Consider the following 13,221-nt stretch of genomic DNA (forward strand, 5'->3'; position numbering starts at 1 on the left):
CTGATTTAAATTTAATCCACTATATTTGTTGTTTCATTTCATAAACGTTTGTTGAGGATTTCGCCTGCCGATTGTGGTATATCAATAGAAAAAGGTCGTCTGAAACTTGGATTTCAAGTTTCAGACGACCTTTCTTGTTACTTCAAACGCTTTTAGAACTTGGCTTCAAGCGTGAAGTTGTAGCTTCTGCCCGGAGAAGTGAAGCGTTCTATACCGGCATGGGTTTTGTTGTCGACGCGGTTGACTATGCCGAATTCGCGGATGCTGCGCAGCGATTCCCAAGTATAGTATTTTTTGTTGCCGATGTTGTACGCACCGGCGCGCAGGGTGAAATATTTGCCCAGGTTGACGTAGCCTGTCAGGTCGAAAAGCGTATAGGCTTTGCTGTGCTTGGCAAAAGGCCAGGGATTGTTCAAATCATCACTGCTGTGGACGGTGTCAGACGGTTTTTTAGCTGCGGTGTGGGTCAGGTATGCGTTGATGCCCCAGCGTTTGGAAGGAGCATCGTAGCCCAGGTTGTAAACGGCAGACCACGGGGAAAGGGCGTTAATCGGGGTTTCCTGTCCGTTGTTCTGCTTGGCTTTGCCTTTGATATAACTAAGGTTGACACCTGCGTGCGTGCCTTGCGGCAAACCGATGCTGTCGAGGTTCCATGTGCCGTTAAATTCCAAACCTTTCACCCATGCGGAGGAGCGGTTTTGATTTTGCCAAACAGGCGAGCTGACCAAGGCGGTACCATCGGAAATCGGCGCATAATTGGGGCTGTTGGGATTGTCGGAAGATACGCCCATGTAGGTCAACTCGATAAAATTACGGTAGCGGGTTTGGAAGCCCGAGAATTTAAAGTTTCCTGCTTTGCCGCTGCCGGCAAGTCCCAGCTCGAAGTTTTTGGCAGTTTCTGCCTTCAGGTTAGGATTGGCTTTAAGGTAGAAGTCAGGATGCGGAAACAAGAGCCAGGTTTCGTCCGAAGTCGGCGCGCGAAAGCCAGTGCTGTATTTTGCCAAAAGATTCAAATGCGGTGTGAATTTCCAGTCTAGTCCTAAGCCGTAGCTGAAACCGCTGTGTTTACGCTCGCTGCCAAGATAGGGGATTTGACCGCGGATGGCAGGGGTATAGTTGGGATTGTCCTTGGCTTTGCTGCTGCTGCTGTCGTAGCGAACCCCGGCATTGAGGCGGTATTGGCTACTGTCGCCGAATTGGAAGGTGTTGTTCCAGTAGGCAAAACGGTTTTTGGAGGAGCTTTCGACCAGCATGGTTAATTCTTGATTGTTGGACGTTTGGTATTTCGGGTCGTATAGGCGTACCCAATAGCTATGATCTCTATTGCCGTTGTCGTTTTGGGAACCACCCAATCCGTATTGCATTGCCCATACCGATTTGGAGAAGTCGATTTGTTTTTCGGCATCGGCACCGAATTGGGTATTTTTTTGACGGATGTTGCGGAACATATGGTACACGTCGCTGTTGACCCCGTTGCTGGCGTAATCGGTCGGCAAGTCCCAAGTCCAAGTGCTCATGTCGATGGTTTGACGGTCGTAACGCAGGTTAAGACTGTCCCATGGACCTTTGTCAAGTTGGTTTTTGTATTCAAAACCGATGCGTTTGCGGTAGGAGATGTCTTGGCGGGAACGGGTGTCGCCCAGTGCGTCGCCTTTCCAGTCTGCCGCCCACATATTGGACAATTCGGTCGTTGTGCGGTCGGTACGAGAGTCTTCGTAAATCCAGCCGATACGGTTTTGATCGTTGAAGTTGTAACCCAGCTTGAACAGGGTGCTTATGTTTTCCCAATTTTGAGGGTCAGGTTTGCTGCGCGCTATGCCGCGGCTGCCGTAGTTGGTCATGCCGGCATTCGGACTCCAGCTTTGTTTGCTGTCGGTGATGACGGTATCGGCAGCGTCGCTGTTGTTTTTGGTTTCTTTACCGAAACGGCGGGTATAGACCATCAATGCATCCAGTCCCAACCAGGTTCCAGCGGCGGTTATGCTGCTGAATTTTTGGCTGTTGCGTCCGATATAGCCGCCTTTAATGCCTAAGTGGTAAGGTTTTTCTTCGGAAACATAGTCGCTTGCGGATTTGGTTTTATAGTTGACGGCACCGCCTAATGCGCCGCTGCCGGATTTGAGCGAGTCCGCGCCTTTGATGATGGTAACTTCCGAGAAGTTTTCGGGTTCGGAAGTGTTGCGGTTGGCATTGAAGTTGCCGTGTGCGCCGAACAGTTCTTGGAATGCTTCAGACGACCTGCTTTCTGCTTGTGCCAGCCCGTCCACGTTGATGGCGACACGGTCTTTATCGACGCCGCGTATGGTAAAACCGTTAGAACCTGAGCGTCCGCCTTCGACGACGCTGACGCCCGGATCGTAGCGTACCAAGTCGCTTTCATCAGAGACCATTTGTTTATCCAATGCCTGACGGCGGACTTTCTCTTCGCCGAGTTTTTGGGCTTTACGGCCGCCGATGACTTTGACTTCATTCAAGTCCTGATGGGCTTGTGGTACGGGGTCGGCAGCGAAGGCAGGGAAAGTTTGGCTGACAATGGCTGCCAGCAGTACGGGTTTGAAGGGGAAGGACATTTTTTGCCTCTTTAAGATGTACTGAATTATCGGTTTATCGGGATGTTTGATGTGCGGTTACTTGCTGACAGGTGTCAAGCTTTTATCTGTAGTATCGCGGTCTGATGAGTTTTCTACACCGCCGAATACGGTATCCAACGATTTATCGGCATTAAAGGTTACTTTACCGCCTATGCTGACTTCTGTTTTATAACCGCCGTTGAATTGACCGAAGAATTTCCCTTCGACTTTTCCGTTTTTTCCGTCGGATTCGGCAGTGCCCGAGAAATCAACGCCGTTGATGCCAACATCTCTCATCACAACATCTGGACCGTAATCCGCATTACCTAAAATCGTGCCGCCGAGTTTGTTGGTGTTGAAATTGGCAGTCAGCAGCGAAAGCTTGGGCGTGGTTTTTTCAGACGACCCAAAGGATTTTCCGGGCTCATAGGTGGAGGTAACGATATTGCCGTTGCGGACGCGGACTGCCCAAACTTCGTATGTGGTTTTGCCTTTTGCCACTGTACTGTCCGACGGTGTGCTCCATGACGGTTTCGCCGTTCCGACGGGTTTGCCGCCGACAAACAGGTCTGCCGTGCCGTCTGCATTTATCCATGCGCCGAATTTGAGATGGTCCTGTTTGGTTGCCGGGGCGTTGATGAACTGTCCGGAATTGCTGCAACAGACAAACAGTTTTCCACCTTCAGACAAAGGCTGACCTTCGTGGCGGGTACGCAGGGCATAAGACGGACTGGAATAGGAGGGGACAATCGGGTCGGAATATGAGCTGATGTTGTAATAGTTGCCGGAAGGGGTTTGATAGACATATTGTTTATCGGGGTAGCTGCCCCATGATGTTTTCACTTCGAGCTCCGCTTCATGCAGACTGCCGCCTTTACGGGAAAGGGTGTTTATGGTCTTTATTGCACTGCTCTCATCACTCAGCTTGATATTGGCGATAGGTTGCGCTGTCGGAATGGCAACGGGGACTTTGGGTTCGGATGCGCCTCCTCCCGTGCAGGCAGTCAGGATCAGGGTTGTTGCCGCAGAAATTGCAGGTACTTTGATTTTCATGACAGATCTCACTTAATTGGTATATATTTTATTAAATAATGATAATTATTACTAATTATATTCAAATATTGTGTAATAATTATAATATTTTGGCAATACCCAAATGGTTTTTAATAATTTAAATAGTTTTTAGAGTTAATATTAGGTAGTAAATAAATGAATGATATTGAGTTGGAATTTAATCTGAATGTCTGATTTGATGCCGCTACTTCGTTGCCGGTAGAGGAAATTAGTGTAGTGTGGATCAAGCTATCGCTCTGGATTTGGAAGATATATAGTGGAATAAATTTAAATCAGGACAAGGCGACGAAGCCGAAGACAGTACAAATAGTACGGCAAGGCGAGGCAACGCCGTACCGGTTTAAAGTTAAGCTACTATATTAGGCGAGTTCGGTCGGTTGGCTTGATTCATTTCGTGAATCTACGTTGAATAACATTTGAATAATTTGTAAAACCATAAAAATAAATCAGTTATGTTTGTTTTGGAATTTTATCTCTATAATGCTGCATCTTAATGCGAATCTGTTGCTTTTACGCAAAAATAAGGTCGTCTGAAAAGTTTCAGACGACCTTTGGCAGACGTAAATCCCTGACTGGGGGGAATCAGTAGGGTATGTGGGTTGCATTTGGCTATCCTTGCGATATACGCACATATATTTCGGATGATTTTGAATGTTAAGAATAAAACAAAAAATGGTTTCGGCATCTTTATGTTGTCTGTTGCCTTCCGCAGTCCTGGCTCAATTGCCCGAAGGGGGTGTCCGGCAGGATGCGCCTTCTCAGGATGCTGCCGTACAAGTGCAGCAAAAACAATGGCTGGATATTTTGTCCGAAGAAGAAAGGTCGTCTGAAAAGAATGAGAATGCAGGAGAACCGACTGTGGTCGGCGATAATTTTTTAGCGGCAAACCCGCGTATTCTCGAGGACGCGCTGATTCAAGCACTCAACGGCAATAGCGCAGATTTGGTTTCTTCGCTTGCCGCCCTTTACCGCAAACAGCCCAACCACAATCCCAAGCTGATTACGCGTGCCGATGCTTTGCTGGCAAAGTTGAAAGGGCGGACTTCCGAAGCGGTCGAGCGTTATCGTACCCTTTATGAATCCGACGTTTCAGACGACCGCATATTATTGGATTTGGCGGCTGCAGAGTTTCAGGATTATCGTTTGGGCGAGGCGGCGGCGCATTTCCGCCATGCCGCGCAACGCGATATACCTGCCCCCGTTTTGGAAAACGTCAAACGCTTTCAAGAAGCCGTCAGACGGCAGACGGAATGGAAATGGTCAGGCGGAATCAGTCCCGTGCATAACGATAATGCCAACAATGCTGCTCCGCGTTATTGCATCGAAACAAGGGGGCAAACCGCATGCAGCGTTACTTTGCCCGTCAGTGCCAACGGCTTGAATTACGAATTGAACACCGAAAAACTCACCCCGCTGTACGGGCATCACGCCGTCAAATTCCGCGCCAACCTCAGCGGAACGAGCTATTTTTTCGACCGCCAATCGGCTTACGACGATGCGTTCGGCAGGGCTTATTTGGGCTGGCAGCGCAAGGACGGCAAACAAACCGTCAGCGTTTTACCGTTTTATCAGGCACAGTTGGCGGGCAGCAGCGAATTTGACAGCAAAAAAGAAAAAAACCGCCGCGCCGCGCCGTATATGCTGGCACACGGGGTCGGCGTACAGCTTTCGCATATGGTCAATCTCGGCAACGCGACACAACTTTATTACTCGCTGGAACGCTACCGCCAAAACTATCGGGAAACCGATCGTGCGCTGCGCAACGACGGTTGGCACGACGGCACCTATCTCTCCCTGGCACGCCGTTTCGGCAATACGACCCTGTTCGGCGGTTGGCAATACAACCGATTTGTTCCTGAAAACAAAAACATACGTAATGCCGTCAACAATGCCGCCTACCGCCGCAACGGGTTCAATATAGGCTGGATACAGCAATGGCCGTTTTTGGGTGGGCTGAACAGCCGCCTGACCGCTTCATTTGCCAACCGCCGCTATAAAGGCATTATGGCATTCGGCACGGAGCCGCAACGCAACCGCGAGCGCGCTCTCTCCGTTAGCCTCAGCCATGACAAATTGTCCTACAAAGGCATCACGCCGACCTTAAATTACGGATACAGCCGCATCCGCAGCAATGCCCCTTATGCACGACGCAGCAGCCGTCAATGGTCGTTGGGAGCTGAATGGAATTTTTAAAAACAGCCTAAAATTCGAATACTTAATCAATAAAGGTCGTCTGAAAACGGGCATCGTAGGCTTTCAGACGACCTTTGCGGCATTTTCAAGCCGATGGATAGGGTTTTGCAATCAATATGGACAGCTTGAACCTTCCGTCTTAAGGACGGTAGAATCAGTCATTTCAATGCGGCAGTTCGGAGTTTTGTTGGAACTGCCGTATATCACAAATAATCAGATATATATCATGAGTACCGAAACCAAAAACTACATTACACCCGTTGGTTGGCAGGCGTTGAAAGACGAGCTATATCAACTGGTCAATAAAGAACGTCCCGAAATCGTCCAAATCGTCAACTGGGCGGCAAGCAACGGCGACCGCAGCGAAAACGGCGACTATCTTTACGGTAAACGCCGTATGCGCGAAATCGACCGCCGCATCCGTTTTCTGACCAAGCGTTTGGAAGCTGCCGTCATCGTCGATCCCGAATTGCGCGAAGCGACCGACCAAGTTTTTTTCGGCGCAACCGTCGGACTGTTGCGCGGAGACGGGCGCGAGCAAACCGTCAAAATCGTCGGTGTCGATGAAATCGATACCGCGCAAAACAAAATTTCTTGGATTTCCCCGTTGGCGCGTTGTCTGATTAAAGCGAGAGAAGGGGACGAAGTCATCTTGAATACACCGGAAGGGCGCGAGGAGATTGAGATTTTGTCGGTGGAATATATACGGATAGATTAAATCTCTCGCAAGCATAAGAGATAGGTCGTCTGAAAACTTTACCAATACGTTTTCAGACGACCTTTTCCATAAAAAAAACACCGCTTTTGCAAGCGGTGTCCGGTAAAGCATAAATTATTTGCGCAGACCCAAGCGGGTAATCAGGTTGCGGTATGTATCAGGTTGGGTACGGCGCAAGTAAGACAACAGACGGCGACGTTGGCTGACCATTTTCAACAGGCCGCGACGGCTGTGGTGGTCTTTAGGGTTGGCTTTGAAGTGGGGAGTCAGGTCGTTGATGCGGAAAGTCAACAGAGCGACTTGTACTTCAGAAGAGCCGGTATCGCCTTCTTTGCGTTGGAAATCTTTAACAATTTGTGCTTTTTGTTCTACGGTCAATGCCATGATGGATAACTCCGAAAAATAAAAGAACCGTTATTCGGTTCGGACAAGTTTGACGAGCGCGAACCCGTTCAAACTCCTGAAGTCTTTTTGTGAAGATGGGCGGATTATGCCACAGTTTCATCTGTTTTGCACGGCTGAATCCTGTTTTTGATACGAAATTGTGGAAATGTCGTCTGAAAATGTATCGGGGTGTGGCGTAAAGTATGTGCGAGAAGTTTTGATTCGGTGCATTTTACAGCAGGTTAAAATGGAAAATATTCCCATCATTCCTGAACTTCCTGAACAGGCGTGAATCCGGGCTTCTGATTTCGGCAAGATTCAGCGATTATTGCAGATTGCCGCTTGAACAGAAATGGCGGCGTGGGTACTTTTTTTGAATTTCAGCGAATGGGTAGGGCTTTTCGGAAGGGCGTGGGTTTTGTAGTAAAATAGACGCTGATTGACGGCATGAAGAGGTCGTCTGAAATTTAAAAGAGCTTTGATATTATGAATTTTTTTAGAAAAACAGCCTTGTTTTTGCTCGTTTTGTCCGTATTGGCTGCCTGCGGTTCGTTTGTTTCGCAATATGTTTTAGGGATGAATCCCTGCGTATTGTGCATCGTGCAGCGTTTGTGCGTATTGGCGGTCGGGGTGGCGGCTTTGCCGGCGGTATTTTTCCGTCAGTCTTCCAAAGTGGGGCGGACGTTTTCCGCTTTGCTTATCAGCGCGCCTGCTGTGTACGGGATAGGGACGGCGGCTTATCAGTTGTGGTTGCAAAGTCTGCCGCCGGGTACGGCACCTTCCTGCGGCGCTCCGTGGACGTTCCGCTTGAAGGACTGGCCGTTGTTTGACTGGTTCGAACCCATCGTGCGCGGCTTCGGTAATTGTGCCGTACCGGATTATTTTTTGGGTATTGCGCTGCCGGTTTGGAGCATCGCTTATTTTTGTTTCGTTGTCGTATTGGTTTGGTTTGCTTGGTTGAAAACGAAATAAATGTCCGGAATTTAAAAAAGGTCGTCTGAAAATTTTCAGACGACCTTTTCACGATTGCGGATTAAGCCTTGTCGTGGAATTCGTGGAATTCATATTGGTAGGACAAGCCTTTGCCTGCTTTTTTCTGCGCCAGATAATCGTCGTAAACGGCGCGGATTTCTTTGCGCAGGAGGAATAGGGCGATTAAGTTGGGGATGACCATGAAGCCGTTGAACATATCGGACAGGCTCCAAACCAAATCGACTTTGCCCAGCGTGCCCAACACGATAGCCAGCAGCACGAGCGCGCGGTAGATGCCCAAGTGTTTTCCCCTGAAGAGGAAGCGGATGTTGGACTCGCCGAAGTAGTACCAGCCGATGATGGTGGTGAAGGCGAAGAAGGTCAGGCAGATGGCGAGCAGTTGCGAACCGAAGCTGGGGAAGGCTTTACTGAAGGCGAATTGGGTCACCGCCGCGCCTTGTTCGCCGGAAAGGTTGGCATCGGTTAGGAGGATAATCAGTGCGGTGGCGGTGCAGACCAAGATGGTGTCGATGAAGACGCCGATAAATGCCGCCAAGCCTTGTTGAACGGGGTGGTTCACGTCGGCGGTAGCGTGCGCGTGCGGCGTCGAACCCATACCCGCTTCGTTGGAAAACAGCCCGCGTGCCACGCCGTAACGGACGGCTTCGCGCATACCGATACCCGCTGCGCCGCCTAACACAGCTTCGGGATTGAAGGCGGCGGTAAAGATGTGGTTGAACATCGGTACGATGTGGTCGGAGAATTCAAACAGGATAACGACGGCACACAAAATATAGATAATCGCCATAAACGGCACGACGAATTGGGCGATGTTGGCGATGCGGTTTACGCCGCCGACGATAATCATGCCCGCAAGGATGGCGAGGGTGATGCCCACTGCCAAAGCCGGTACGTTAAAGGCGATGGTAACGGAGGAGGCGATGGAGTTTGCCTGCGTGGCGTTACCGATAAAACCCAGTGCGATAATCAGGGCGATGGAGAAGAAGCCCGATAAGAAACGCGCCGCGCCGCGCCCGATTTTTGGGGTCAGGCCGTGCGTAATGTAGAACGCGGGGCCGCCGATGTATTTGCCGTGGCTGACGACGCGGTATTTTTGCGCGAGCAGGGCTTCGGCGAAAATCGTGGACATCCCCAAAACGGCGGAAAGCCACATCCAGAAAATCGCACCCGGCCCGCCTGCGGTAATGGCGGTTGCCACGCCGGCGACGTTGCCCGTGCCGATTTGGGCGGAGACGGCGACGGCGAGCGCTTGGAATTGCGACAAAGATTTATCGTCTTTGTCTTTTTTGGAAAACAAACCGCCGAAAACGGATTTGAGGCCTTCGCCAAATTTGGTAATCTGCGGCGCACCCAGATAGAGTGTGAAAAACAGGCCGATGCCCAAAAGGGCGTAAATCAGCAGGTAGTCCCACAGAATCAGATTGACTGCGCCCACCAGTGCAGACAATGTTTTTTCCATAATTACAAACCTTATATTGAAAAATGAACAGATGACGGCATCCGTCGGCGGTTACTCCGTTGAATGCCGTTGTGTCGGACGGCGCGGCGAGCAGGCCGGCTTCGTCCGTTTTGCCCCAAGTTGTCAACAATCCTGAAGCAGGCCTGCATGATACCGTAAACCTTTTGTGAGGCAAACGAAAAAAAGGGTCAGGTTTGGGCAAAGACAAGATTTTTGCGTTTGTCGGGCGCTATCGGCGTTTTCAGACGACCTTTTAGGCAGAATGCAGGGCCGTCTGAATATTTTAGGTATATTCAACCTATGTTAAAATGCGCCCTTTGAAAATGAGCAAGAGTCCGCCGGATAAGGCGGAAAATTGAAAGGAATCCATATATGGCAGGTCATAGCAAGTGGGCGAATATCCAGCATAAAAAAGCCCGTCAAGATGCCAAACGCGGCAAAATCTTCACCCGTCTGATTAAAGAAATCACCGTCGCAGCCCGCATGGGCGGCGGCGACCCCGGCGCCAACCCGCGCCTGCGCCTGGCTTTGGAAAAAGCCGCCGAAAACAATATGCCCAAAGACAACGTGCAACGCGCCATCGACAAAGGTACGGGCAACTTGGAAGGCGTGGAATACATCGAGTTGCGCTACGAAGGCTACGGCATCGGCGGCGCGGCGCTGATGGTGGACTGCCTGACCGACAACAAAACCCGCACCGTCGCCGACGTGCGCCATGCGTTCACCAAAAACGGCGGCAACTTGGGCACCGATGGCTGCGTAGCGTTCAACTTCGTGCATCAGGGTTATCTGGTGTTCGAACCCGGCGTTGACGAAGACGCGCTGATGGAAGCCGCTCTGGAAGCCGGTGCGGAAGACGTGATTGCCAACGACGACGGCTCCATCGAAGTCATCACCGCCCCGAACGATTGGGCGGGCGTAAAAGCGGCATTGGAAACCGCAGGCTACAAATCCGTTGACGGCGACGTCACCATGCGCGCCCAAAACGAAACCGAACTCTCCGGCGAAGACGCCGTCAAAATGCAGAAACTGATTGACGCGCTGGAAGATTTGGACGACGTGCAGGACGTTTACACCTCCGCGGTGTTGAATCTGGGTTAATAGGAAAGATTGAAAGCAGGCCTGATGGGTCTGCTTTTTTTGCGTTTAAGATTTTTAGGGGTTTGTTTGCTGAAATCTTCAATTTTCAATGGCTCGTGGGCAAAGCCCACGCTACAACGTTTGTCGGCAACACAATGCCGTAGCGTGGACTCCGTCCACGAAAACAATAGGTGCGAAGGTCGTCTGAAAACTAAAAATTGCAGTACCTAAAAACTTTTAGGCTAGGGAACCCTCTATAAGCGGAGGCTGCTTGAAGATTCCGTCCCACTGTTTTAAAATAAAAATGTTACGTTATATCAATCTGGAGAGAGAAAACATGAAACATTGGAAACTTGGCGTCATCGCTGCATTAATGTCCGGCGCAGTTTATGCAGCCCCGATGAACGTCGTTACCAGCTTCAGCATTTTGGGCGATGTTGCCAAACAAATCGGCGGCGACCGTGTTGCCGTGCAAAATTTGGTCGGTTCCAACCAAGACACCCACGCCTACCACATGACCAGCGGCGACATCAAAAAAATCCGCGGTGCAAAATTAGTCCTGCTCAACGGCTTGGGCCTGGAAGCGGCTGATGTTCAGCGCGCCGTCAAACAAAGCAAAGTCCCCTTCGCCGAAGCAGCCAAAGGCATACAGGCGCTTAAAGCCGAAGAAGGCGGTCATCATCATGACCACGACCACGAAGGCCACCACCACGACCACGGCGAATTTGACCCGCACGTCTGGAACGACCCCGTCTTGATGACAACCTATGCCCAAAACGTCGCCAACGCCCTGATTCAGGCAGACCCCGAAGGTAAAACCTATTACCAACAACGCTTGGGCAACTACCAAGTGCAGCTGAAAAAACTGCACAGCGACGCTCAAGCTGCGTTTAACACCGTTCCCGCTGCTAAGCGCAAAGTTCTGACCGGACACGACGCGTTCTCCTACATGGGCAAACGCTACAATATCGAGTTCATCGCCCCGCAAGGCGTGAGCAGCGAAGCCGAGCCGTCCGCCAAACAAGTGGCTTCCATCATCCGCCAAATCAAACGCGAAGGCATCAAAGCCGTGTTCACCGAAAACATCAAAGACACGCGCATGGTTGACCGCATCGCCAAAGAAACCGGCGTCAACGTCAGCGGCAAACTCTACTCCGACGCACTCGGTGGCGCACCTGCCAATACTTACATCGGCATGTACCGCTACAACGTCAAAGCCTTGACTGATGCGATGAAGAAATAAAACCGCTTGATTGGTTTGAATTGAAAAAGTCAAAAGGTCGTCTGAAAACGAAAATATGGTTTTCAGACGACCTTTTGTTTATAAGCCGCTTCAAACGGCATTTTACGCAAAAATAAAACCTTCATAGAAAAAAAATCAGATTTTAAGGCGTCATCAAAAATATCATTTAGACAAACTACACTAAATTTCATTAATATCCGCAAAATTTAATTTAAAACAATAAAACAACAATATGAAAAATATTCTTATTTCATTCGTTATCTTTTCTCCGTTGGTTGTCCGCGCCGACCTGCCTTTGAATATCGAAGACATCATGACGGACAAGGGTAAATTGAAACTCGACGCTTCCGTTACCTATATCAACAGCGAAAACAGCCGTTCCGAACTTGCTGCGCCAATTTACATTCAGACCGGCTCCGCTTCCTTTATCCCCGTCCCGACCGAAATTCAGGAAAACGGCAGTAACAGCGATATGCTCGTCGGTACGCTCGGCCTGCGCTACGGCTTGACCGGAAATGCCGAAATCTACGGCAGCGGCAGCTACTTGTGGCGTGAAGACCGACAATTCGACGGCGAAAGCAGCAAAAACCGCGACAAGCACCTCTCCGACGTATCCCTCGGCATCAGCCACACTTTCCTCAAAGACGACAAAAATCCCGCCCTTATCGGCTTTCTTGAAGGCACGCTTTACGAAAAATCACGCGGCAAAGCCCCGTCAGGCAAATCATGGCTGATTGGCGCGACCACCTACAAAGCCATCGACCCCGTCATGCTCGCCCTGACTGCCGCCTACCGCATCAACGGCAGCAAAACCCTTTCAGACGACGTCAAATACAAAGCAGGCAACTACTGGATGCTGAATCCCAATATATCCTTCGCCGCCAACGACAGAATCAGCCTCACGGGCGGCATCCAATGGCTGGGCAAGCAGCCCGACCGACTGGACGGCAAAAAAGAATCCGCAAGGAATACATCTACCTACGCCCATCTCGGCGCAGGCCTCGGCTTCTCCAAAGCCACGTCTTTAAACGCATCCGCACGCTTCAATATTTCAGGGCAGAGCAGCTCCGAACTGAAATTGGGCGTACAGCATACGTTTTAAGCAGGCTTTGATTTTCCAACCTTGTAAAAAAAGGACTTTTATGAAAAAACAAATTACCGCAGCCATGATGATTCTGACGATGATTGCCGCTCCCGCAATGGCAAACAGCATGGATAATCAGGCATTTGAAAACCAAGTGTTCCACACGCAGGCAGATACGCCTATGCAGTTGGCGGAGCTTTCTCAGAAGGAAATGAAGGAGACTGAGGGGGCTTGGGTTGCTCTTGCATGGCGGGGAGTTACTGTAATGTCGCGTGGTTTTACTCATATAATTAAAGGAAGTAAATTATCTCAGGGGCAGGCAGTTAATGTGTTACGTAATGGTGGTAATGTAATTACTAATAATCAGAGATATTCAGCAAAACTGGCGCAAAATGAACTGGCCCCCAAATCTTGGACACTCAT

10 protein-coding genes and 2 pseudogenes are annotated in these 13,221 nt (G+C 50.1%); 8 read left to right on the forward strand and 4 right to left on the reverse strand.

Annotated elements, in window-relative coordinates; translation table 11 throughout:
* Positions 1 to 152: 152 nt before the first annotated feature.
* Positions 153 to 2,570, reverse strand: coding sequence for a TonB-dependent hemoglobin/transferrin/lactoferrin family receptor (locus HMPREF2907_RS05385; RefSeq protein ID WP_070680869.1), 2,418 nt, complete (start codon positions 2,568 to 2,570; stop codon positions 153 to 155).
* Positions 2,571 to 2,627: 57 nt separating this feature from the next.
* The gene (locus tag HMPREF2907_RS05390) at positions 2,628 to 3,623 is read right to left on the reverse strand and encodes a Slam-dependent surface lipoprotein (protein WP_070680873.1); all 996 of its coding nucleotides are present in this window, start codon (positions 3,621 to 3,623) and stop codon (positions 2,628 to 2,630) included.
* A gap of 273 nt (positions 3,624 to 3,896) precedes the next feature.
* On the opposite strand from HMPREF2907_RS05390, the pseudogene HMPREF2907_RS13680 reads away from it, so the two are divergent.
* From HMPREF2907_RS13680 to greB, 3 genes and pseudogenes are all read left to right on the forward strand, one after another.
* Positions 3,897 to 4,004, forward strand: a pseudogene (locus HMPREF2907_RS13680) (IS5/IS1182 family transposase); the annotation flags it as partial.
* A gap of 291 nt (positions 4,005 to 4,295) precedes the next feature.
* Positions 4,296 to 5,837: a surface lipoprotein assembly modifier gene (locus HMPREF2907_RS05395; RefSeq protein ID WP_070680876.1), complete on the forward strand. Its 1,542-nt coding sequence runs from the start codon at positions 4,296 to 4,298 to the stop codon at positions 5,835 to 5,837.
* 226 nt (positions 5,838 to 6,063) lie between these two features.
* A complete protein-coding gene (gene greB, locus HMPREF2907_RS05400) occupies positions 6,064 to 6,555 on the forward strand; it encodes a transcription elongation factor GreB (RefSeq protein WP_070680923.1) in 492 nt (163 codons plus the stop codon).
* Positions 6,556 to 6,669: 114 nt separating this feature from the next.
* On the opposite strand, the gene rpsO is transcribed toward greB, so the two are convergent.
* Entirely contained in the window at positions 6,670 to 6,939 is a 270-nt protein-coding gene (gene rpsO, locus HMPREF2907_RS05405) for a 30S ribosomal protein S15 (RefSeq protein ID WP_016687799.1), read from the reverse strand.
* A 486-nt stretch (positions 6,940 to 7,425) separates the two neighbouring features.
* On the opposite strand from rpsO, the gene HMPREF2907_RS05410 reads away from it, so the two are divergent.
* Positions 7,426 to 7,911, forward strand: coding sequence for a disulfide bond formation protein B (locus HMPREF2907_RS05410; RefSeq protein WP_070680879.1), 486 nt, complete (start codon positions 7,426 to 7,428; stop codon positions 7,909 to 7,911).
* A 61-nt stretch (positions 7,912 to 7,972) separates the two neighbouring features.
* Here the strand turns inward: HMPREF2907_RS05410 and HMPREF2907_RS05415 are convergent, their stop codons facing one another.
* On the reverse strand, positions 7,973 to 9,391 hold the full coding sequence (locus HMPREF2907_RS05415; protein WP_070680881.1) for an alanine/glycine:cation symporter family protein: 1,419 nt from the start codon (positions 9,389 to 9,391) through the stop codon (positions 7,973 to 7,975).
* Positions 9,392 to 9,763: 372 nt separating this feature from the next.
* On the opposite strand from HMPREF2907_RS05415, the gene HMPREF2907_RS05420 reads away from it, so the two are divergent.
* From HMPREF2907_RS05420 to HMPREF2907_RS13530, 4 genes and pseudogenes are all read left to right on the forward strand, one after another.
* Entirely contained in the window at positions 9,764 to 10,492 is a 729-nt protein-coding gene (locus HMPREF2907_RS05420; RefSeq protein ID WP_070680884.1) for a YebC/PmpR family DNA-binding transcriptional regulator, read from the forward strand.
* Positions 10,493 to 10,808: 316 nt separating this feature from the next.
* A complete protein-coding gene (locus HMPREF2907_RS05425) occupies positions 10,809 to 11,714 on the forward strand; it encodes a metal ABC transporter solute-binding protein, Zn/Mn family (RefSeq protein ID WP_070680888.1) in 906 nt (301 codons plus the stop codon).
* Between the two features lie 232 nt (positions 11,715 to 11,946).
* Positions 11,947 to 12,816, forward strand: coding sequence for a meta-pathway of phenol degradation family protein (locus HMPREF2907_RS05430; protein WP_070680891.1), 870 nt, complete (start codon positions 11,947 to 11,949; stop codon positions 12,814 to 12,816).
* 40 nt (positions 12,817 to 12,856) lie between these two features.
* A pseudogene (locus tag HMPREF2907_RS13530) lies at positions 12,857 to 13,221 on the forward strand (hypothetical protein); the annotation flags it as partial.

The sequence above is a fragment of the Neisseria sp. HMSC055H02 genome, assembly GCF_001813335.1.
Lineage (GTDB): Bacteria > Pseudomonadota > Gammaproteobacteria > Burkholderiales > Neisseriaceae > Neisseria > Neisseria sicca_C.